The organism is Microvirga sp. P4_A5 (assembly GCF_056402495.1).
The window spans coordinates 19,549-39,049 of the sequence record NZ_JBFUHH010000034.1; the positions used below are offsets into that span (position 1 = coordinate 19,549).

Below are 19,501 nucleotides of genomic sequence, written 5' to 3' on the forward strand. Positions count from 1 at the left end.
AATCCCACACTCAAGTTGACGTGGGAAAATTTCTCACTTAAATCTTGGACATTGGGCTCCACGCTCCGGAATTTATTGAAAGGAACCTCATGACACGACGTCTCGCTCTTACAGTCTCAGCTTTTGCTTTGGGTCTTGCGATCAGCCTCCAGCCGCTTTCCATCGATATGGCCTCGTTCAAGGTCGAGAAGTCACAGGCTCAGGCCAAAGGTGGGGACGGCGGTGGTGGAAACGGAGGCGGCAACGCCGGTGGTGGAAACGGAGGCGGCAACGCCGGTGGTGGAAATGGAGGCGGCAATTCCGGTGGTGGAAACGGAGGTGGCAACTCCGGCGGCGGCAGCTCCGGTAGTGGTGATCACGGGGGCAGTTCCCGCGGTGGCACCGCCGGCGGCAATTCTCGCGGTGGCAGCGAGAATTCGCGTGGCGGCACCAGTGAACGCGGGGGCCGCAGTTCTGATGCCGGCAAAGGCTCTGCATATGGCCAGTCCAGGGCCGACCAGGCCCGGAGCAGCACGCGCGATGCAAGGGCAGGAGCTGAGAAGGTCTCCACTGAAGCAAAAAAAGCTGCCTCCAATGCCAAGAGCATCGGCCTGGACACGGCCAAGCTCGGGCGCATGAACGCGGTCAATGCCTCAGCGACTGCCCGGCAGCACGCTGCGCCGACCTCCACGGTTGGCCTGATCGCCGCCTATGAGAAGGCCCTGACCGTCAGTGAGAACACCGAGGAACAAATCACCGACGCCGAAATCATCGAGGCCGCCAAGGCTCTCGCAGCCCTGTCGAAGACGGGTGTGCCAGAGGAGCCTGTGAAGGTGCTTAACGAGAGGCTCGGGCTCGACATCGATCCTAAATCGGATCTGTTCGACCGCATCATTGACGAGGCGCGGGAACAACAGGCCACACGTCAGTAAAACCACGAATGTCCTGCCACACACCAGCGGCAGGACCCTTCCCCGAAAGCGACAACGTGATCCGTATGGAGGATGCCTTGGGCCTATCGAGAGAAGCGTCGTCCATTCAGGACATTCAGGCTCACATCCAGGGCCCCGTTCAGGAGGTCCGGACCATCGGGAGAGCGCTCATGCACAATGACCGCAAGCATCGCGTGCTCATCGTTGAAGATGAGACCATGATCTCGATGCTGATCGAAGACATGGTGTGCGATCTTGGAGCAGAGGTTGTGGGCCCGGTCGCCAAATTCGGGCAGGCCATATCGTTGGCGCTTGAAGCCGACTTCGACCTCGCCGTTCTCGACGTCAATCTGGATGGTTTGATGGTCTATCCGATTGCGGACGTTCTGCGTGGTCGCGGCATCCCATTCATCTTCATGACAGGCTATGATTCCGGCGTCATTCCCCAGAGTTACCAGAACAACCGCGTGCTCTCGAAGCCGTTCTCACACCAGGCCTTTCGCGATGCTGTGGAGGGGTCTTTGCCGTAGCGTCTCCATCTTGTCGCGGAAGCCGTCGTGCGCGAACTCGCGCCAGGCATGAAGGCGCAACTCTGGGGCTACAACGGCCAGTCACCGAGGCCGACGATCGAGGCCGCGCACGGCGACAAGGTGCGCATTTCCGTCACCAACAGGCTGCCGGAGAACACGGCCGTGCACTGGCATGGCCAGCTACTGCCCAACGGCATGGACGGCCTCGGCGGCCTCGCCCAGCCGCACATCCCGCCGGGCACGACGTTCGTCTACGAATTCATCTGTCAGAAGTCCGGCACCTTCATGTACCATCCGCACTCGGACGAGATGGTGCAGATGGCGATGGGCATGATGGGGTTCTTCGTCGTCCATCCGCGCGACCCGGCAGAGCGCCGCGTCGACCGCGACTTCGTGTTCCTGCTCAACGCGTTCGACACCGAGGCCGGAAGCAATAGGTGCCGAAGGTCAACACGATGCTGGATTTCAATCTCCGGTGTTGGAATTCGCGCGTGTTCCCCGGCATCGACCCGCTCGTGGTGCGCCAGGGCGACGTTTTCCTGAACGATGTCGAGATCCAGTACATCGTCGAAAACTTGTTCGTCTGCAACAGGCTGTCCATGGTGGAATTGGTCACCTCGGACGGGACGCGCATCGACCTGCGCCACATCCGCTCGCCGATCCTGTGCTTCTGCTCGATAGGCGACAACATCTCGCCGCCGCCGCAAGCGCTCGGCTGGATCACCGATCTCTATCTCGACGATGACGATGTGCGGGCGCACGATCAGACTATCATCACGCGCTCCATGACAGCATCGGTCACCTCACATCGGCAACCGCCGTCATTGCTCGCAGTGACGGCGAAGACATCCCGCGTTCCATCTGGCTGGGGTATCCGATCGAAAAGCAGGTTCCTTCCGACAGTTGTTTGAGCGAGAGCTTTCGAACGCGCCTAGGACCCCGGATACGTTGGCCGACAACGCGATCCATGGCCTTGGCCCGGGGTTTTTCGGCGGCCAAGGGGCAGAGGCCATCGTGGCGGCTGGCGAGCACGGAGGCCCCGCCATTGCGCTCGATGGAACTGGTCGGCTTGTTCGGCTCGGACATTCGAAGCCGTCTATGTCCGGTTGCTTGCTCAGGCTGGCTGAATGATCCGCGCATTGGATGTTCCTACAGCCACGCGTTGCCCGGACAAAGCAACGCGCGACAGATCCTCAGCGCCCCCTACGAGGGATCACATCTTTTTCCCGGGCGAGGCTTGCTCCCCCGCGGATTTCTCGACGGCCCACGGAGCCTACACGACAGGCGTCCGAGCTGCGGCCGAAGCCCTAGAGGTCCTTCGAACGTAGCCAGCGCAGGGGATTTGCCGCGCTCGAGGCAGGTGTGGGGGCCAATCGGCGGCATGACCATGGGGCTGTTTACTCCCACGAAAGCGGCCGTTGTTGCCGTAATCTGGTCTCTGTTTCTCGGACTCGTGCGATATGGACCAGTGGCTAAAGGGAAAAGACCGCGAGAAGCTGTTTCCGACTTTCTGCTCCAGTTACCGCCTCTTCAGGCACGCTGATGGGAAGGTGTGGACCTTGGCAAAATGAAGGCGACACTTGATAGTCCAGAAGGTGCAGCGGCGAAGGCTGCGGACACCGTGATCGATCCCATCGAGGTCTTCATTGAGGTTGAAAGCGGGAAGTGAACGGAGCGCAATCAGCGCCACCTCGCCGGGCTTCATTCCCGCTGCTCTATTCCTAGGGCCATCGCCTCTCCGTTTGTTCCGGTGGCCCTTCCATCTCGCCCCAAAGGCTTTCTCCCGGGGCGTTCCACCGGGAAGCAAGCGATAGCCGCCGATCACCCGGCGGTCATCGACGCGCGGCTTGCCGTCAGTCGGCTTGCGGCTCGATCCACGCGAACTGCGCGTCCGTCAGCAAGAAGCTATCCCGATCCATCCGCGCTTCCTCCCGGAAGCCGTGCGGCCGAGGCCGTTGGACGTCCGGCCTTACCGGAAGGTCGAAGAGGCACCAAATGGCACACAAATAGGACGTGATGGGCTCCGGTAGCCCCGTGATAGCCGGGCAGCACTACACGGTCGGCGAGAGTGGGCGCGAGACGTTCGTGCCGACTTCGCCAGGGCGCATACCCACATAGTGGCCGTGAACGTGAACAACAACACGGGCGCGCAAGTCCCAACCAGGCAGTTGAACGGGCCGCAAGGGCCTGCCACTCACGTCCAGATTGACGAGGCGGTGGCGAATGCGCTTGGCAACGGTTCGGAGGTGATGGAACGCGCTAGTCAATTGCAAGGGTCCGGTTTGGTTCAGGGCGCCGGTTACGGGCGCCGTTCACCCATGGCCGCGAGGTCGGCTTTGATTATCGGCCCGAACCAATCTTTGAATTCCTTCATTATTGGCGTCCAGTTCTGGAGTTTAGAGGCTGCTCGCGCGATCATATGAGCGGCGACCATTTGGGTGAACTCCATTTCGGCGCCAAGATCCATGGTTGGATGCTTAAGCCAATCTCGTTCCATGTTTAGAATGGCTATCCATTCTGGCTTCGTGAAGTGCTCGCGGGCTCTCGGGTACTCTGCGAGACCAGAGATAATGTCGCTTCCCTTCCTATTTGAGAACATGCCCTCAGCGGCACCGGCGAGGGTAATTGCGGTATCAAAATCTCCTCGCTTCAGCGCGTTTATGGCCTCGCCAATTTGCCTCCGGCAGGCGTCTTCCTTGCTAAGGGTAATGGGGGCTTCCGGTCCCATCTATTCGCCCTTCCTCAATCGCCCACCCGGCGCGCCGCTCTGCCGGGGCGCTCAAGCTCCACGAGCCGTTCTTCTAACGTCACGTGAAGGTCCAGAAAGATGTTCTCTAAAGCACCGGCTGCGTTGATGAGGTGCTCATCGGCATCCCCTGTTTTGAGCTTCTCAACGATATCTTCCATCATCGCACATTCCCGATCGACCAAGTTCCACAGCCCTCGAATATCGTCCTTGGTCGCTGCGGTGGATGCTACAAAGAGGGCAACCTCGCGCGCCAGGTCTTTGGCGAATTCACCGTGGTCGGAAACAATCTTGAGCCAATCCATGCTGCTACCTCGGCCAAGCTTCCGGGAGCTTATGAGCGGTCGGACAGAGCGTCTAGCCGCCTTACGTTTGCCAAAGCCCTGGAGCATGCCGGTTCGACTCCCGCCGCGGGTGCCAATTCACCGTCGTGGCTACATGCTGGCTATTCGACACAACCGGAACGTCGCCCGGCCCCGCACCGGGGAACCTAACTCACAGATTTCTTCTTAAATATCAATCGGTTGAGATGGTGATCGCGAATGGGATCGAATGACGAAGTCGGCGGCGCAGTCTTGTGAGAAATCGAGGGTACATGGGCCAAGCGAGTTCGATTTCTCCGGTTTGATTCTGATCGGACGACCGTCAAGGCAGCAGCGAAACATAGAGCGATCACCCAAGTGCTGCTTGCCATGTGCTTACCAAATCCGTGTTCCAGTAAGCAGGCGTCGGAACCGTTAGGCCTAAGCCTTTGATTTTAATGGTACAGCCGCCCCGGCTTGAACGGGGGACCCCCAGATCCACAATCTGGTGCTCTAACCAACTGAGCTACGGCTGCACACGCGGCAGGGTGTAATCGTCCCGGCGATCATTTTCAAGACGTTTCGTGCGCGCAGGGCCCTGACAAGGAAACGGCGGGCCTCGCAGGGCCCGCCGCCGATCCATTGCTGCGAAAAGGGTTTCCTATTCGGCGGTGGCGCCGGCCGCCTTGAGAACGGGCGTCCAGCGGGCGACCTCGGATTCCACCAGCTTCTGCAAGGCCGCCGGGGTCTGGTCCGCGGCGCCGGGGATGACGCCCCCGAGGTCGAGGAGGCGCTTCTTGGTGTTATCGTCGTTCAGGGCTTTCACGAGTGCATCGTTAAGCTTGGCGACGATCTCGGGCGGGGTGCCCTTCGGGGCGAAGACCGCGTTCCAGGCGCTCACCTCGTAGCCGTCGAGGCCAGCTTCCTTCGTGGTGGGAACGTCCGGCAAAGCGGGCGAGCGGGTTGGCGTAGCAATAGCGAAAGCCTTGATGTTGCCGCCCTGGATCTGGGGCGCCACGTTGACGATCTGGTCCGTCATGAAGTCGACGGTGTTGCCCATCAGGTCGTTCAGGGCAGGTCCCGTGCCGCGATAGGCCACCATGGTGGGCTTCGCCTTGATGACGGAGGTGAAGAAAATGCCGGTCGAGTGCGACACCGAGCCGACACCCGCATGGGCCATGTTCACCTTGTCGCCGTTCTTCTGGATGTATTCGACGAATCCTTTCAGGTCCTTGGCCGGAAAATCTTTCTTGGCGACGATCACGATCGGCGTGCCGGCCGCGAGCCCGATGGGGGCGAAATCCTTCGCGGGATCGTATTTCAGGTTGGGATAGAGGGCGGGCGCCGCGCCGTGGGTGCCCATATGCCCCATCATGATGGTGTAGCCGTCCGGCTGGGATTGCGCACCGCGGGTGATGCCCGTGGTTCCGCCCGCCCCGGCCACGTTCTCGACGACGATCTGCTGTCCGAGCGTGCGCGACATGTTATCGCCGACGATGCGGGCGATCACGTCTGTCGGGCCGCCGGCGGCGAACGGGACGATCATCGTGATGGGCCGCTGGGGATAAGCGCCCTGGGCATGAGCCGCCGAAGTGGCAAGGCCGAGCGCCGCGACGGCGAGAGCTATTTTTTTCATGGTTTCCTCCCTGGAAAATTATCATGCAGGCTAGCGATATAGGGTCGGCTCGACGATTGGCTATTCGACGAATACCTCATCGCGTCCTTTGCGGATCGATGGCAGCAGCGCCAGAATCAGCAGAATGGCGGCAATTGTCAGAAGGACGGCGCTGATCGGCCGCTCGATGAATGTCTCGAGCGAGCCCCGCGAAAGGATCAGCGCCCGCCGGAGATTCTCCTCCAGCAGCTTGCCGAGCACGAACCCCAGCAGAAGCGGCGCCGGCTCGAAGCCGAACTTGATCAGGATGTAACCGACAATGCCGAACAGGCCGATGAACATCACGTCGGTGGGCAGCGAGTTGATTGAGTAGATGCCGATGCAGCAGAACATCAGAATCGCCGGGAACATGAGGTGGTACGGCACCTTCAGCAGACGCACCCACAACCCGACGAGCGGCAGGTTGATGATCAGGAGCATCAGGTTGCCGATCCACATGGAAGCGATCATGCCCCAGAACAGGTCCGGGTTGCGTGTCATCACCTGGGGGCCCGGAACGATGCCGTGGATCGTCATCGCCCCGACCATCAGCGCCATGACGGCGTTGGGCGGAATGCCGAGGGTCAGCAGCGGGATAAAGGACGTCTGGGCGCCTGCGTTGTTGGCGGCCTCCGGCCCCGCCACACCCTCGATGGCGCCGCGGCCGAAGCGGCTCGGATCCTTGGCGAGCTTCTTCTCGACCGTGTAGGACGCAAAGGGTCCCAGCACCGCTCCGTTCCCCGGCAGAATCCCCAGGATCGCACCGATCGTCGTGCCCCGCAGCACCGGCATGTAGGATTGCCGGAAATCCTCGCGGTTTGGCAGAAGGCGGCCGATCGCCTGGTGGACCACATCGCGGGTCTCGGTATGGTCGAGGTTACGCAGGATTTCGGCGACGCCGAAAATGCCCATCGCCAGGACGGCGAAATCGATGCCGTCGGCGAGGAAGGGCAGCCCGAAGGTCAGGCGCTCCTGACCGGTTTCGAGATCCGTGCCGACCGTCGAGAGCAGCACCCCGAGAATGATCATGGCGATCGCCTTCAGGATCGATCCGCGCGCCAGAACCACCGCGAAGACGAGACCCATCACCATCAGCGAGAAGTACTCGGCCGGTCCGAAGATGAGAGCGAGTTTCGTCAGCGGCGCGCCGAGCGCCGCGATCACGACGGTGGCAACGGTCCCTGCGAAGAACGACCCGATGGCTGCGATGCCCAGCGCAACTCCAGCCCGGCCCTGCCGGGCCATCTGGTGCCCGTCGAGGGTCGTGACCACGGAGGTGGCCTCGCCCGGAATGTTGACCAGGATGGCGGTGGTCGAACCGCCGTATTGCGCGCCGTAGTAGATGCCGGCCAGCATGATGAGAGCACCGACCGGCTCGAGCCCAAAGGTGATCGGTAGCAGCATGGCGATGGTCGCAATGGGCCCGACCCCAGGAAGCACGCCCACGAGAGTGCCCACGAGGCATCCAAGGAATGCAAGACCAAGGTTCTGGAAGCTGAGCGCGATCGAAAAGCCGAGATTGAGATTGGAAATTAGATCGCCCATCAGCTTTCATCCTCGTCAACGACCACATCGATCCGAGTGGCGGGCCGGCGGCGACCCGTGAGGTAGAGCGCGAGGGCCGCCAACGTGAGTACCAGGGCCGTCGCCCTGAGCACGTCCTTCTGGGACCAGCCAGCCGGAAACAGATTGGCGAAGCTTTGCGGGAAAATGGGGATCGGCAGGTTCAGGAGATCGCCGAACAGCACCATGCAGAACGGCGTCAGGCTCAAAGCCAGGATGAGGAGCGGACGAAGCCGGACATCCTCGGTCGCATAGCCCCCGATGATGATCGCCAGGGGGCCGGACACCAACATGCCGAGGCCGGGAAGAGACAACGGCCCCATGCTGAAGGGACGGATCGTCACCGCGAAGGCCAGAATGGCGATGAGCACCACGACCGGCCCCCGCAAGGCGGATTTTTCGAGGTCCTCGCCATCCCGGAGGAGGCTCATCACCACCATGGCGAGGCCGCAGGCGCCCACGCCGTAGGCGAGCCAATCCGGCAGCATCGCAGGGCCCATCGAGCGAAGCGTGCCTTGGGGAAGGTCTCTGGCGAGATAGAGCGCCAGAGCCGCAAGCAGCAGCAGGAACACGCCGCCGGCAAAATTCTGGCCGGCGCGGATGGGGCCGCGGCGCAACGGTGCTGCGGCGCGCCGTACGGGCTGGGACATGGGCTGACCTCCCGATCGAGCTTCTCGGTCCCGACCTTCTTGTGGGACCGATTAGTGCCCAAGGCCGGGCCGTGGATCAAGCCGTTGATTGGTCCGGTTCACAATTGCCGCTGGGTGACACGGGATCGAAAGGCGCCTCCGCGCCGCTGCGTCCCGAGGAGAAGCGTCAAAAAATGCCGTTCACGGCTTGATCGGCCTTCATGTCTTGGCTAGATCAATGGCACCAGGCCGGGCCCCTCTGGCGGCTCTTCGGAGCAGCGATGTCGGACTGGATCGCAACCCAGGATGGCCTGAAACGGTTCGACCCTCCGCCCTGCTCCCCCTCTCTTGCGTTTGGCCCGGTCTCGGGCGCTCACGGTGAGGCGCGTTTGGTTCGACGATCCGGCTGTGCCGTCCTCGCACGCATCAAAAGAGGCATCGCATGAACGAGTTTTTCTCGCCGGAAGTCACCGCCTTCCTGCAAGTGGTGATGATCGACCTGGTCCTGGCCGGCGACAACGCCATCGTGATCGGCCTCGCGGCGGCCGGTCTCCCGAAGGACCAGCGCAACAAGGCCATTCTGATCGGCGTCATCGCCGCGACGGTGCTGCGCATCATTTTCGCCGGGCTCACCATCCAGCTTCTGCAGATCGTCGGCCTCCTTCTCGCCGGTGGCATCCTGCTTCTCTGGGTCTGCTGGAAGATGTGGCGGGAGCTGCGCACATCCGCGGCCGAGGAGGAAGAGGCCGAATTGGCCCTTGAAGGCGCCGATTCCGGCACCTCGACGGCACCGCGCAAGACCTTTGCCCAGGCGGCCTGGCAGATCGTCATCGCGGACGTTTCGATGTCTCTCGACAACGTACTGGCAGTCGCCGGGGCCGCCCGCGAGCATCCCTACGTGATGATCTTCGGGCTTATTTTGTCGATCGCCCTCATGGGGCTTGCGGCCTCGTTCATCGCCCGAATCTTGCAGCGCTACCGCTGGATCGCCTATGTGGGTCTCGCCATCATTCTCTACGTGGCTCTCAAGATGATCTACCAGGGCGCGCTCGAGGTTGCGCCGGTTGTCGGAGCGATGGGCCTCTAATACCCGACCGCCAGCTCCGCCGGCGCTTTCGCACCGGCGGAGCGATTGACGTTGCGGGATTGAGAGGGCACAGAGCCTCGACCCATGTCAGCTTCTCATTCCATCTTCACGCGCGCGGGTATCCTGCAGGGCGCCCGCAGCACGCTCCCGGCTTTCCCGGGTCTCATCGTCTTCGGGATGGCCTTCGGCACGGCCGCGGCGCAAAAAAGCCTTTCGGTCGGGGAAACGGTGGGATTGAGCGCTGCCGTCTATGCTGGCGCCGCCCAGATGGTGGGGCTGGAAGTCTGGCAGAAAGTCTGGACCCCCGGCACGATCCTGACGATCATGACCGTCACGGCGGTGGTGAATTCCCGGATGCTGCTTCTCGGTGCGACGCTCCAGCCCTGGCTTCGAGCCGAGCCGATCTGGCGCTCGGCCCTCAATCTCTTCCTTCTCACCGATGCGGGCTGGATCTTCAGCACGCGCTACCATAACGACGGCGGCCGGGATGTCGGCTTCCTTTTCGGCACCGGCATCGCCCTCTGGATCATGTGGGTGCTCGCCAGTCTCGCAGGGTATTTCGCCGGGACGTTCGTGCCCGAGCCCCGGCGTTTCGGCCTCGACCTGGTCATGCCGATCTTTTTCGCCATGATGCTCGTTCCCCTGTGGAAGGGGGCACGATCCGCTCTGCCCTGGCTGGTGGCCGGGCTGGTGTCCCTGCTGGTTCATGCGTTCCTGCCGGGCTACCTGTTCATCGTCGTCGGCGCCCTCGCGGGCGTTGCCACCGGAATGTTGATGAAATGACGGCGTTTCACACATTCGTCGCCGGCCCCTGGGGCTCGGCCGTGGCCATCGCCGCCATGGTCCTGGCAACCTATCTCTGCCGCGTCGGAGGCGTCGTTCTGATGACCCGCGTGAACATCACGCCGCGGGTCGAGCGAGGGATGCGCGCTCTTCCGGGCTCCATCATCGTCGCCACGATCCTGCCGCTCATTCTCGATGGCGGACCCTCCGCATTTGTCAGCGTCGCGGCCGCGGTGATCGCCATGATGGCGACGCGATCGGAACTCGCCGGGCTCACGGCCGGGCTCGGTACGCTATCCCTGCTCCGGGCCTTTGGTTTCTGAGGTTTTGTTGAATCGCGTCCGGATGCGCAGGAGCAACCCGTCGCGCACGTTGCGGTGGGCGTCGAGCATCTGTTCGCGCGATCCCACGACGAGGGTCGGATCCTGGGTCGGCCAGTATTCCACGTCGGCCGCGAGCGTTCGGGTCAGTTCCAGGGCTGCGTGATGGGCTTCCGGCGAGAGCGTGATGATCAGATCGAAACTGATCCCCTCGTGTTCCTCCAGCTCCTCGAGCGTGCGCGGCTTGTGCTTTGCTGCGTCGATCCCGATTTCATCGAGCACAGCCGTCGTAAAGCCGCTCGTCTCGCCCTTGTGAATGCCGGCCGATTGCACATAGAGCGACCGGCCGAAATAGTGGCGGGTGATGGCTTCGGCCATGGGAGATCGTACGGAATTCATGGCGCAGACGAAGAGCACCGAGTGAATGCGCCTGGCCCGTGGCTCGTCCAATCTCAACCTCTCCAATGGAGGGCGAAGATCAGCGTGAAGATGCGTCGCGCCGTGTCGAAGTCGAGCATGAGCTTGCCGTCGAGGCGCTTCATCAACAATTCGGCCGCTTCGTTGTGCAGGCCGCGTCGCCCCATATCGATCGCCTCGATCTGCGCCGGGGAGGCGGAGCGGATGGCTTTGTAATAGCTGTCGCACACCATCTCGTAATCGCGCACCGTCTTGCGAAACGGCGTCAGCGAAAGGTGATGGGTGACGAGCCGGTTGCCGTCCTCGGAGCGGACTTCGAAGCAGAGCTTGTTATCGACGAGGGCGACGTGGAGCGCGTAGGGTCCGCCCTCATGACTCGGAAGCGCGAAGTAGTTCGCCTCGACGATGTCATAGATGGCGATGGCGCGTTCGTGTTCCTGATCGGGATTGCCCCGACCGATGGACGCCTCGTCGAGAGTAATGGCGATCAACCGACTCCGCTCGTTCGCCATCCCTCCTCCCAACTCACATGTTCAGGCGGATCGCAACCGATCGCGCATGACCCTCGAGCCCTTCCGAGCGCCCCAGCGCGATCGCTGCCGGGCCGAGCGCCCGCAGGCTGTCGGCGCTGCATCTCAGGATCGAGGTTCGCTTCATGAAGTCAAGTACGCCGAGACCCGAGGAGAAGCGGGCGGAGCGCGCCGTCGGCAACACGTGATTGGGCCCGCCGACATAATCGCCGATCGCCTCAGGCGTGTGGCTTCCGAGGAAAATCGCCCCGGCATTGCGGACCTTGGCGGAAAGCTCGTCCGCATTCTCGGCCTCGATCTCCAGATGCTCGGGAGCCAGCCTGTCGACCAGGGGAATGGCCGATTCCAGGGTCTCGACGAGAATGATCGCGCCGTAGTCGCGCCAGCTCGCCCCGGCGATCTCGGCTTTCGGGAGCGTCCGCAACTGACGCTCGACCGCCGCCTCGACCGCGTCCGCCAGCTCAGCGTCGTCGGTGATGAGGATGGCCTGGGCGACCGGGTCGTGCTCGGCCTGGGCCAGGAGGTCGGCGGCGATCCAGTCCGGATTGGCATGCCGGTCGGCGAGAACCAGCACTTCGGAGGGCCCGGCGATCATGTCGATGCCAACCTGGCCGAACACGCGCCGTTTCGCGGCTGCCACGTAGGCGTTGCCCGGGCCGACGATCTTCGCCACAGGCTGCACCGTCGACGTCCCATAGGCGAGAGCCGCCACGGCCTGGGCGCCGCCGATCCGGAAGATCTCGTCGACCCCGGCGAGTCGCGCCGCCGCCAGAACCAGCGGGTTGGTCTCGCCCCGGGGTGTCGGCACCACCATGGCGATCCGCGGCACGCCCGCGACCTTGGCCGGCACGGCGTTCATCAGGACCGACGACGGATAGCTCGCGCGTCCGCCCGGCACATAAAGCCCAACCGATTCGATCGCCGTCCAACGCCATCCCAGCGTTACGCCAAGGGAATCGGTGGTCATGTGATCCTGCGGCCGCTGGGCGCGATGGTAGATTTCGATACGCTCCTTTGCGAGCGCGAGGGCCGAAAGCTCTTCCGGTGAGCACTGGGCGCGGGCGGCGTCGATTTCCCCGTCGCCGATGCGCAATGTCTCGGGCGTCAGCGACAGGTGATCGAAGCTCTTCGTGTAGGCCACCAACGCGTCATCACCGTTTTCCACGACCTCGTCGATGATACGGCGCACGGCCTGATCGACATCCTCGGACACTTCCCGCTTGGCAGAGAGCAAACGCGCGAAGGCGCGCGGGAATGACGGATCCCGAGCGTCGAGACGTTGCGGCATTAAAGGCGCTCCGCCGGGACTTCGTCGTGGATCGGACGACCATCGGCGGCCCAGACCGGCCCGACATCCTTCATCTGCAATTCGACGCATTCCACGTCGATCTGGATGGCTCCGCCCTCGGCGAAGATCAGCGTCGCGGTGCCCGACGGTGCGTCGGTCTCGTCGAACGAGATCGCCAGCAGATTCAACACCGCGTCCTTCCGGGTCTGGTCGATGCCCCGGACCCGCACGGCTTTGACCTGCTCGAAATGCATGCAGGTCAGACGTCGCTGCGGCGGCTGGTCGAAACCGGCCTCCCAGTCGAACCGCCGCACCTCGATGGCGAAACGCCGTTCCTTGGGAAGGAAGACGATATCCCCCACGCGCAAGACCGCGTCCTGCAGATGGGTGGAGATGATGGCCAGATCTTCCGGGTCGAGTGCGACGAGTTTGAGGAGGTCCATGGCTGCCAAACTGTTGAAGAGCCTTGCAAACGTCGAAGTCCGCAAAATGCCAATGAGCTTTGACGTTAGGTAGAGAGCACGGGCCTCCAGCGCAACCTCTGGCGGGCTGGCGGGCGGATTTTATCCCCGCAGGCGTTCGATGTCGGCCCCGCACCGCGCAAGCTTGGCCTCCAGCGCCTCGAAACCGCGGTCGAGATGATAGACCCGGTTGATCGTGGTCTCTCCCTCGGCCACGAGGCCGGCAATCACCAGCGAGACCGAGGCCCTGAGGTCGGTTGCCATCACGGGGGCGCCCTTCAGTCCCGGCACACCCTCCACATAGGCGCTGTCGCCATCGAGGCGGATCTGCGCACCGAGGCGGGCAAGCTCCTGCACGTGCATGAAGCGGTTCTCGAATATGGTTTCGCGGATCCGCGACGTTCCGTTCGCTCTTGTCATCAGGGCCATGAACTGGGCCTGCAGGTCGGTCGGGAACCCCGGAAACGGGTCCGTGGTCACGTCGATGGGCTGGATGCCATTGCCGTTCCGGCGGACGCGCACGCCGCTATGGGTCGGGGTGATGTCCGTGCCCGATTGCTGCAGCACGTCGAAGGCGAACTGGAGCAGGTCCGGCCGGGTGTTTTCGAGCACCACGTCTCCCCCCGCCATGGCAACCGCCATCGCGTAGGTTCCGGTCTCGATCCGGTCCGGCAGCACGTTGTGAGACGCCCCGTTGAGGCGCGTCACACCCTCCACGATGATCTCGGAGGTTCCGGCGCCCTCGATCTTGGCACCCATCTTCACCAGGCATTCGGCGAGATCCGTCACCTCGGGCTCGCGGGCCGCATTGCGAATGACCGTCGTGCCCTCGGCAAGGGTCGCCGCCATCAGCGCCACATGGGTTCCGCCGACCGTGACCTTCGGAAAATCGATCTCCGCGCCCCGCAGCCCCTTCGGCGCGGTCGCGACTACGTAGCCGCTATCGATCTCGATCGCAGCACCGAGCTTTGCCAGCGCCATGATCAGGAGATCCACCGGCCGCGTGCCGATGGCGCAGCCGCCCGGCATCGACACCTTGGCGTGTCCGAAGCGCGCCAGCAGAGGCGCGATCACCCAGAAGCTCGCCCGCATGGTCGAGACGAGCTCATACGGCGCGCAGGTATCGATGATGGAGCGGGACGTCAGGCGGATCGTCTGCCCGGTTTCCGTCGTCTGGCCGGGACGCCGTCCCGCGATGGTGTGATCGACCCCGAAATTGCTCATGATCCGCAGCAGGGACGAGATATCGGCAAGCCGCGGCACATTGCCGAGTTCCAGCGTCTCGTCGGTCAGGAGGCTCGCGATCATCAGCGGGAGAGCCGCGTTCTTGGCCCCCGAAATCGGGATCAGGCCGTTGAGAGGCGCGCCGCCCCGTATGCGAATGCGATCCATCAGGACCCCCAGGATGCGTGTTACAAAGAAAAGCTATGCAGGCTGCGAGGCCTGGAGGCTAGTCGGACGGCTTGTCGCGTTCCGGCGCGGGAGGGCCGGGCTGAACCTCTTCCCCCACAGATGTGGCAGCCTTGCGGCCCCGCGCCTGCGCCTTGCGACGCTTCAGGTTTTCTTTCAAGGCCGCCGCCAGGCGGGCAGCCTTCTGTTGCGATCTCACGTCGGTCAAGGTTCTCGCGACCCTTCGTCGCCACACCCAATAAAGGGTTCGCAAACGCCCCTCAACCGGAATATCAGAGTGGCGATGGCGGCCTTGGCGGTGAGTGGTGCTCCGAGCCCGGGATTGAGGCATCCAGGTCCTGGGTGTCGGTGGCCCATCAGGTGAGATGATGGATTATCAGAATTTTTTCACGTCGGCCCTCGATCGTCTTCAATCCGAGCGGCGCTACCGCGTCTTCGCCGATATCGAACGACTGGCCGGCCGGTTTCCCGATGCGGTCTGGCACAGCCCCTCGGGGGCCCGGCCCATCACGGTCTGGTGCTCCAATGACTATCTTGGCATGGGCCAGAACCGGGACGTGACCCGCGCCATGGTGGAAACCGCGTGGCGCGTTGGCACCGGGGCCGGCGGCACCCGGAACATCTCCGGCAACAGCCACGCGATCGTGGACCTCGAAGCGGAACTCGCCGACCTCCATGCCAAGGAGGCGGCCCTCGTCTTCACCTCGGGCTACGTTTCGAACCAGACCGGCATCTCCACCATTGCCAAGCTGATCCCCGATTGCCTGATCGTCTCCGATGCGCTGAACCACAATTCGATGATCGAGGGCGTGCGCCAGTCGGGCTGCGACAAGGTGATTTTCCGTCATAATGACCTCGATCACCTGGAAGAACTCCTGATCGCCGCGGGCGGCAGGCCCAAGCTCATTGCCTTCGAGAGCGTCTATTCGATGGATGGCGACATCTCGCCGATCCATGCCATCTGCGATCTGGCCGGGCGCCATGGCGCCATGACCTATCTGGACGAGGTCCACGCTGTGGGGATGTACGGCTCGCGCGGCGCCGGCATCGCCGAACGCGAAGGGGCCATGGATCGGATCGACGTGATCGAGGGAACGCTCGGCAAGGCATACGGCGTAATGGGCGGGTACATCGCCGGGTCCCGCGCCGTGGTGGATGCGGTGCGTAGCTTCGCGCCCGGCTTCATCTTCACGACCGCCCTCCCCCCCGCCGTCGCGGCCGCCGCCGCGGCCTCGGTTCGGTACCTCAAATCCTCGTCCGCCGAGCGCGAGCGCCAGCAAAGCCAGGCCGCCCGCGTGAAATCGGTACTCTCCGATGCGGGCCTGCCCGTGCTGGACACCCCCACCCATATCGTCCCCGTGATGGTGCGCGATGCCGAGGCCTGCAAGGCCGCCTCCGACCGGTTGCTCGAAAAGCACGGCATCTACATCCAGCCGATCAACTATCCAACCGTCCCCCGCGGCACCGAGCGCCTGCGCATCACCCCGACCCCGTTCCACACGGAAGCCCACGTGGTAGCCCTCAGCCGGGCCCTATCGGAAGTCTGGACGGCGCTGGGTCTAAATTTGCACGCGAAAGTAGCCGCCGCCTGACAATTAATTCGCCGATCAAACTTGCGCCCGGCGCTGCCCTATGGCAGTAACCGGCCGTCCCAACGACAGGCTGCCGTAGCTCAGTGGTAGAGCACTCCCTTGGTAAGGGAGAGGTCGAGAGTTCAATCCTCTCTGGCAGCACCATTCCCCGATTTACCCGTCACGCACGCCCTTCGATGCCGCCCCGGGGGCGGAACCGCCGTGGATCGGGAACCGTTCGTCACTCAGAGTTGGTGCACGGGACTTCCAATGAACACGATGCGAGACGATCTGGCGGGAAACCGGTTCGAAATGGATGTGAACGGGCAAGTCGTCTTTGCAAATTACGAGCGGCGCGATTCAGCGCTCGTCATCCGGCACGTGGAGGCTCCCCCTGCCTTGCGTGGCAAGGGCGTCGCGGGCGAATTGATGCGCCAGGTCGTGGAACTGGCACGAGCGGAAGGTCGCTCCCTTGTCCCTCTTTGCGGATATGCCCGAGCATGGCTTCGACGCCATCCGGAGCACGCCGACCTCCTGACGTGATGGCACCCGGGGTCCACTGACGCACCAGCCCGACAAGACCGGTCGGACAATCCGCAAGATCAATGGCCCGTCATGGAATGCGGCGCGGGGACCGGTTTCGATTCGGGCGACCCGCGCTCGCGAAGGAAAATGCTCAGCACGAGCAATGCGGCGATCGAAAGAAACTCGCTCTGCCAGTTCTGGAAGCTTTCATACCAGAATTGGGGGTCGACCAAGGTTTCGAGAAGCGTGTGGATCGGTTGGTGGTTGAGCGCAGCCTCTTCGTTCGCGTGCGTATTGCTGCCTTTGAGATGCAAAGCGAATGACAGGATGAAAAGAATCACGAGCGCGATGCTGAGGGAATGGGAGTAGAGTTTCAGGATCAAGCCGCCTTTCTTCACCGGCCACGGCGTGTCGGGTCGTGAGGCATGGGCGAGCGCTTCCTTCTCTTCCTGATCTGCCTTGTCGGGGTCGCGGGATTCCGGCGATCCTTTCTGAATGAGGATCGCCGTGAACACCACGTAGACGGCCATCTGGAGAAACTCGCTTTCCCAATTCTCGAATACGGCCGAGATGAAATGGCCCGTGCGGAGATAATCGAGCAGCGCGATTTCCGGGAGGTTGTGGACCTGCAGATCCTGGGCATGGGCCCTCCACCCTGCCAAGGCCTGTCCCCCGAGCGTCAGCGCGAAAAGAGCAAAAAGGGTGAGCGAAAGTCCGTTGTCTCGAAAGAAACGTTTCATCCGAGTCGATCCCTGCGGTTGCGGCGCTTGGCAGCAACTCGGGAGAAAGCCAGTTTGTTTCCGACTGCCGGGCTGGGCGCCTTCAGCCGGGGCCGGCGGCGAGCGGGCCCGCATCCTCCTTCGGTCCGGTCGCCACGACCCTTAGCGAACCATCCGGCAATGGGCGCTGAAGCCTGAGGGCCTCTTCGGGAGAGCCCTCCAGCCAAAGATCGAATTCCTCGTCGGTCGTCAGGATCACAGGCATCGCCTTGGGATGAACGGTGTGAACCTCCGCGTTGGCACTCGTGGTCAGAAAGCCGAAGAGACGATGCTCGCCCTCGACAGGGTTCGCCTTCGTTCCGCGGATACCCGTCCACGGCCGCCAGAGACCCGCGAACGCCGCCAGCGGACGCTCCTCGGACAGCGCGAACCAGATCGGTGTCTTGCGCGGCTGCGTGTCGGCATATTCGCAGAACGACGTAAAGGGGATCAGGCAACGGAATTCCGGCTTCAGCCAACCCCGCCAATAGGGGCTTGCCGCGTTGCGGATATTGGTGACCGGCACTTTCGACAGATTCGGCGGCGGGGGAAAGCCCCACCGCATCAGGGTCAATTCCCGCTCGTCGCCGTGATTACGCACGACCGGCGCCATGTAGTCCGGGAAGATGCCGGGAAGGATAGGCAGGTTGCCGACCGAATCGCGGCGTATGCGGAACAGATCGCGGATCGCCTGCTGACCTTTGGTAACGGAATAGAGATTGCACATGGACAGGAAACATAACGGCGTTCGTTCAAAGCGACAGGGGCTCTTTCCGTTGCGGCATAACCGGATCGAGAAATTCGGTGACGTCCCCGCCGGTTAAGCGCTACAGTTATCCGCGAGCCGCTTATCGGAGCGAACGGCGATGACCTTGCAACCTCCCATTAATGTGCTGATCGTCGAGGATGACGGTCTCGTGCTGATGCTGTTGGAGGATATGGCCCAGGAGCTCGGGTACAATTTGGTCGGTCCGGTTTCGCACCTGGAGGACGCTCTGCGTTTGGCTCTTTCCCAGGAGGTCGACGCCGCGGTGCTCGACATCAATCTTTCGGGCGCCCTTGTCTACCCGCTGGCCGATCTGCTACGCGAGCAAGGAACTCCTTTCGTATTTTCAACGGGTTATGACGAGCGCATTCTACCCGCTCGTTTCGAGGGGGCGCCTCTCTTGCAGAAGCCATTCACCATCGAAACATTGCGGCAATCCCTGGCCAGCCTTGATTTCTCCGCGAAGGCGCGCCGTCAGCGCCCCGCCGCTGCCGGGCGTGCTTCCCCGAAGCTCGACTCCTGACGGTCATCTATCAACCAAAAGTTGCTTGACGTTATTTTGTTGCGATGCCCTGATGTTTTGGCTGAGGAACGGCTATCCTGAGCGCGGGCACTCGCTGCCCGCCTGCGACCATAGCCAAACAAGGGGATCGGCCTGATCGGCCGACGCAATCCAATGAACACATCCGTCACGCGCGATGCAGCCGTTGAAGACGTCGCGGCTTCCAAGACCGACGAGAAGATTGTCGCAATCGTTCTGAACGTGGACGAGCTCGCGCAGGTCTCCGGTGGCCGTAAAGTCAACGAATACGAAGGCCAGCACTAAAATGACGTTTGTCGGGCGTCCCTCTCGCTCGGCGAAATACGAAAACGGCACCCCAGGGTGCCGTTTTTGATTCTCGGCTGTCGCGAGCCGTGCGGCTGGTTCAGGCCACCGCAATACGACCAGGCTGCGGTTGACCCTCGCCAGTGGTAGGCGGCCGCTCCAACTCGGCAATCTTTGCCTCGACCAACTCTGCCAATGCGCTGTCCGGCGTCAGCGCTCGCAGATCTCTTGCGGCGTCCTTGAGTTCTTCCAAGGTCGCTCCGTCCACCAAATTGCGTTCGGCAATTTCCATCGAGTCACGCAAGTCCACGTTATTCTCCGTTCGATGCGAACGGTGGCTTTGGCGGCGTATTGCGGCGCGGATGAGTCTCCTCCAAAGCGGTGCCGTGGCGTTCTCATGGAGACGCTGCCGATGACACAGAAT

General features: G+C 62.7%; 24 protein-coding genes, 2 tRNA genes and 2 pseudogenes. 13 read left to right on the forward strand and 15 right to left on the reverse strand.

The window, feature by feature from the left end:
• Window positions 1-128 precede the first annotated feature (128 nt).
• The 5 genes and pseudogenes from AC1DVM_RS11370 to AC1DVM_RS11390 form a co-directional block, all read left to right on the forward strand.
• Entirely contained in the window at window positions 129-911 is a 783-nt protein-coding gene (locus AC1DVM_RS11370) for a hypothetical protein (protein WP_477254543.1), read from the forward strand.
• Between the two features lie 77 nt (window positions 912-988).
• A complete protein-coding gene (locus AC1DVM_RS11375) occupies window positions 989-1,441 on the forward strand; it encodes a response regulator (protein WP_477254544.1) in 453 nt (150 codons plus the stop codon).
• Window positions 1,442-1,447: 6 nt separating this feature from the next.
• Window positions 1,448-1,974, forward strand: a pseudogene (locus AC1DVM_RS11380) (multicopper oxidase domain-containing protein); the annotation flags it as partial.
• Window positions 1,960-2,352, forward strand: a complete 393-nt coding sequence (locus AC1DVM_RS11385; RefSeq protein WP_477254565.1) for a DUF3141 domain-containing protein — start codon at window positions 1,960-1,962, stop codon at window positions 2,350-2,352. The pseudogene AC1DVM_RS11380 and the gene AC1DVM_RS11385, both read left to right, overlap by 15 nt.
• Before the next feature lie 461 nt (window positions 2,353-2,813).
• Window positions 2,814-2,903: pseudogene (locus AC1DVM_RS11390) on the forward strand (TRAP transporter large permease subunit); the annotation flags it as partial.
• 837 nt (window positions 2,904-3,740) lie between these two features.
• On the opposite strand, the gene AC1DVM_RS11395 reads toward AC1DVM_RS11390, so the two are convergent.
• From AC1DVM_RS11395 to AC1DVM_RS11420, 6 genes are all read right to left on the reverse strand, one after another.
• Window positions 3,741-4,169, reverse strand: a complete 429-nt coding sequence (locus tag AC1DVM_RS11395; protein WP_477254545.1) for a hypothetical protein — start codon at window positions 4,167-4,169, stop codon at window positions 3,741-3,743.
• 14 nt (window positions 4,170-4,183) lie between these two features.
• Complete coding sequence (locus AC1DVM_RS11400) at window positions 4,184-4,492, reverse strand: hypothetical protein (protein ID WP_477254546.1); 309 nt, start codon at window positions 4,490-4,492, stop codon at window positions 4,184-4,186.
• Between the two features lie 456 nt (window positions 4,493-4,948).
• Window positions 4,949-5,025: transfer RNA gene (locus AC1DVM_RS11405), tRNA-His, on the reverse strand.
• Between the two features lie 125 nt (window positions 5,026-5,150).
• Window positions 5,151-6,125, reverse strand: coding sequence for a tripartite tricarboxylate transporter substrate-binding protein (locus AC1DVM_RS11410; protein WP_477254547.1), 975 nt, complete (start codon window positions 6,123-6,125; stop codon window positions 5,151-5,153).
• 60 nt (window positions 6,126-6,185) lie between these two features.
• Window positions 6,186-7,688: a tripartite tricarboxylate transporter permease gene (locus tag AC1DVM_RS11415; protein WP_477254548.1), complete on the reverse strand. Its 1,503-nt coding sequence runs from the start codon at window positions 7,686-7,688 to the stop codon at window positions 6,186-6,188.
• Window positions 7,688-8,356, reverse strand: a complete 669-nt coding sequence (locus tag AC1DVM_RS11420; protein WP_477254549.1) for a tripartite tricarboxylate transporter TctB family protein — start codon at window positions 8,354-8,356, stop codon at window positions 7,688-7,690. The genes AC1DVM_RS11415 and AC1DVM_RS11420 overlap by 1 nt, the downstream gene beginning before the upstream one ends.
• Window positions 8,357-8,777: 421 nt before the next feature.
• Between AC1DVM_RS11420 and AC1DVM_RS11425 the strand changes: the two genes are divergently transcribed.
• The 3 genes from AC1DVM_RS11425 (at window position 8,778) to AC1DVM_RS11435 (ending at window position 10,528) form a co-directional block, all read left to right on the forward strand.
• Window positions 8,778-9,422, forward strand: coding sequence for a TerC family protein (locus AC1DVM_RS11425; RefSeq protein ID WP_477254550.1), 645 nt, complete (start codon window positions 8,778-8,780; stop codon window positions 9,420-9,422).
• A gap of 84 nt (window positions 9,423-9,506) precedes the next feature.
• A complete protein-coding gene (locus AC1DVM_RS11430) occupies window positions 9,507-10,205 on the forward strand; it encodes an AzlC family ABC transporter permease (RefSeq protein WP_477254551.1) in 699 nt (232 codons plus the stop codon).
• Window positions 10,202-10,528 (forward strand): AzlD family protein, encoded by a 327-nt coding sequence (locus tag AC1DVM_RS11435; RefSeq protein WP_477254552.1) that lies wholly within the window; start codon window positions 10,202-10,204, stop codon window positions 10,526-10,528. Before AC1DVM_RS11430 ends, AC1DVM_RS11435 begins: the two co-directional genes overlap by 4 nt.
• Here the strand turns inward: AC1DVM_RS11435 and AC1DVM_RS11440 are convergent.
• The 6 genes from AC1DVM_RS11440 to AC1DVM_RS11465 form a co-directional block, all read right to left on the reverse strand.
• The gene (locus tag AC1DVM_RS11440) at window positions 10,499-10,975 is read right to left on the reverse strand and encodes an arsenate-mycothiol transferase ArsC (RefSeq protein WP_477254553.1); all 477 of its coding nucleotides are present in this window, start codon (window positions 10,973-10,975) and stop codon (window positions 10,499-10,501) included. The two genes, AC1DVM_RS11435 and AC1DVM_RS11440, sit on opposite strands and share 30 nt — an antisense overlap.
• Window positions 10,976-10,977: 2 nt before the next feature.
• Complete coding sequence (locus AC1DVM_RS11445) at window positions 10,978-11,454, reverse strand: UPF0262 family protein (RefSeq protein WP_477254554.1); 477 nt, start codon at window positions 11,452-11,454, stop codon at window positions 10,978-10,980.
• Window positions 11,455-11,467: 13 nt separating this feature from the next.
• The gene (hisD, locus tag AC1DVM_RS11450; protein ID WP_477254555.1) at window positions 11,468-12,760 is read right to left on the reverse strand and encodes a histidinol dehydrogenase; all 1,293 of its coding nucleotides are present in this window, start codon (window positions 12,758-12,760) and stop codon (window positions 11,468-11,470) included.
• Entirely contained in the window at window positions 12,760-13,203 is a 444-nt protein-coding gene (locus AC1DVM_RS11455) for a DUF2948 family protein (RefSeq protein WP_477254556.1), read from the reverse strand. The genes hisD and AC1DVM_RS11455 overlap by 1 nt, the downstream gene beginning before the upstream one ends.
• 120 nt (window positions 13,204-13,323) lie before the next feature.
• Window positions 13,324-14,613, reverse strand: coding sequence for a UDP-N-acetylglucosamine 1-carboxyvinyltransferase (murA, locus tag AC1DVM_RS11460; RefSeq protein ID WP_477254557.1), 1,290 nt, complete (start codon window positions 14,611-14,613; stop codon window positions 13,324-13,326).
• Window positions 14,614-14,671: 58 nt separating this feature from the next.
• Window positions 14,672-14,839 carry a hypothetical protein gene (locus AC1DVM_RS11465; protein WP_477254567.1) on the reverse strand — a complete coding sequence of 56 codons (168 nt, stop codon included), beginning with the start codon at window positions 14,837-14,839 and terminating at the stop codon, window positions 14,672-14,674.
• Between the two features lie 160 nt (window positions 14,840-14,999).
• Here AC1DVM_RS11465 and hemA point away from each other — a divergent pair, with 160 nt between their 5' ends.
• From hemA to AC1DVM_RS11480, 3 genes are all read left to right on the forward strand, one after another.
• Entirely contained in the window at window positions 15,000-16,223 is a 1,224-nt protein-coding gene (hemA, locus tag AC1DVM_RS11470; protein WP_477254558.1) for a 5-aminolevulinate synthase, read from the forward strand.
• 69 nt (window positions 16,224-16,292) lie between these two features.
• Window positions 16,293-16,367 (forward strand) — tRNA-Thr (locus AC1DVM_RS11475).
• 105 nt (window positions 16,368-16,472) lie between these two features.
• Window positions 16,473-16,745, forward strand: coding sequence for a GNAT family N-acetyltransferase (locus tag AC1DVM_RS11480; RefSeq protein ID WP_477254559.1), 273 nt, complete (start codon window positions 16,473-16,475; stop codon window positions 16,743-16,745).
• Window positions 16,746-16,804: 59 nt separating this feature from the next.
• On the opposite strand, the gene AC1DVM_RS11485 is transcribed toward AC1DVM_RS11480, so the two are convergent.
• Window positions 16,805-17,467, reverse strand: a complete 663-nt coding sequence (locus AC1DVM_RS11485) for a DUF6766 family protein (protein ID WP_477254560.1) — start codon at window positions 17,465-17,467, stop codon at window positions 16,805-16,807.
• 82 nt (window positions 17,468-17,549) lie between these two features.
• Window positions 17,550-18,212: an SOS response-associated peptidase gene (locus tag AC1DVM_RS11490; RefSeq protein ID WP_477254561.1), complete on the reverse strand. Its 663-nt coding sequence runs from the start codon at window positions 18,210-18,212 to the stop codon at window positions 17,550-17,552.
• A 163-nt stretch (window positions 18,213-18,375) separates the two neighbouring features.
• On the opposite strand from AC1DVM_RS11490, the gene AC1DVM_RS11495 reads away from it, so the two are divergent.
• Both AC1DVM_RS11495 and AC1DVM_RS11500 read left to right on the forward strand, forming a co-directional pair.
• Window positions 18,376-18,774, forward strand: coding sequence for a response regulator (locus tag AC1DVM_RS11495; protein ID WP_477254562.1), 399 nt, complete (start codon window positions 18,376-18,378; stop codon window positions 18,772-18,774).
• A 153-nt stretch (window positions 18,775-18,927) separates the two neighbouring features.
• Complete coding sequence (locus AC1DVM_RS11500) at window positions 18,928-19,077, forward strand: hypothetical protein (protein ID WP_477254563.1); 150 nt, start codon at window positions 18,928-18,930, stop codon at window positions 19,075-19,077.
• 100 nt (window positions 19,078-19,177) lie between these two features.
• Here AC1DVM_RS11500 and AC1DVM_RS11505 read toward each other — a convergent pair.
• Window positions 19,178-19,501, reverse strand: a 324-nt coding sequence (locus tag AC1DVM_RS11505; protein ID WP_477254564.1) for a hypothetical protein, incomplete at its 5' end; no start/stop codon positions are given.

What these genes read in the sequence shown, in the direction of transcription:
- AC1DVM_RS11420 (WP_477254549.1), bottom strand. Translation starts at nt 8,356, where the DNA reads ATGTCCCAGCCCGTACGGCGCGCCGCAGCACCGTTGCGCCGCGGCCCC.
- murA (WP_477254557.1), bottom strand. Translation starts at nt 14,613, where the DNA reads ATGGATCGCATTCGCATACGGGGCGGCGCGCCTCTCAACGGCCTGATC.
- AC1DVM_RS11445 (WP_477254554.1), bottom strand. Translation starts at nt 11,454, where the DNA reads ATGGCGAACGAGCGGAGTCGGTTGATCGCCATTACTCTCGACGAGGCG.
- AC1DVM_RS11425 (WP_477254550.1), top strand. Translation starts at nt 8,778, where the DNA reads ATGAACGAGTTTTTCTCGCCGGAAGTCACCGCCTTCCTGCAAGTGGTG.
- AC1DVM_RS11395 (WP_477254545.1), bottom strand. Translation starts at nt 4,169, where the DNA reads ATGGGACCGGAAGCCCCCATTACCCTTAGCAAGGAAGACGCCTGCCGG.
- AC1DVM_RS11455 (WP_477254556.1), bottom strand. Translation starts at nt 13,203, where the DNA reads ATGGACCTCCTCAAACTCGTCGCACTCGACCCGGAAGATCTGGCCATC.
- AC1DVM_RS11480 (WP_477254559.1), top strand. Translation starts at nt 16,473, where the DNA reads ATGAACACGATGCGAGACGATCTGGCGGGAAACCGGTTCGAAATGGAT.
- AC1DVM_RS11500 (WP_477254563.1), top strand. Translation starts at nt 18,928, where the DNA reads ATGAACACATCCGTCACGCGCGATGCAGCCGTTGAAGACGTCGCGGCT.
- hisD (WP_477254555.1), bottom strand. Translation starts at nt 12,760, where the DNA reads ATGCCGCAACGTCTCGACGCTCGGGATCCGTCATTCCCGCGCGCCTTC.
- AC1DVM_RS11400 (WP_477254546.1), bottom strand. Translation starts at nt 4,492, where the DNA reads ATGGATTGGCTCAAGATTGTTTCCGACCACGGTGAATTCGCCAAAGAC.
- AC1DVM_RS11430 (WP_477254551.1), top strand. Translation starts at nt 9,507, where the DNA reads ATGTCAGCTTCTCATTCCATCTTCACGCGCGCGGGTATCCTGCAGGGC.
- AC1DVM_RS11435 (WP_477254552.1), top strand. Translation starts at nt 10,202, where the DNA reads ATGACGGCGTTTCACACATTCGTCGCCGGCCCCTGGGGCTCGGCCGTG.
- hemA (WP_477254558.1), top strand. Translation starts at nt 15,000, where the DNA reads ATGGATTATCAGAATTTTTTCACGTCGGCCCTCGATCGTCTTCAATCC.
- AC1DVM_RS11485 (WP_477254560.1), bottom strand. Translation starts at nt 17,467, where the DNA reads ATGAAACGTTTCTTTCGAGACAACGGACTTTCGCTCACCCTTTTTGCT.
- AC1DVM_RS11410 (WP_477254547.1), bottom strand. Translation starts at nt 6,125, where the DNA reads ATGAAAAAAATAGCTCTCGCCGTCGCGGCGCTCGGCCTTGCCACTTCG.
- AC1DVM_RS11415 (WP_477254548.1), bottom strand. Translation starts at nt 7,688, where the DNA reads ATGGGCGATCTAATTTCCAATCTCAATCTCGGCTTTTCGATCGCGCTC.
- AC1DVM_RS11490 (WP_477254561.1), bottom strand. Translation starts at nt 18,212, where the DNA reads ATGTGCAATCTCTATTCCGTTACCAAAGGTCAGCAGGCGATCCGCGAT.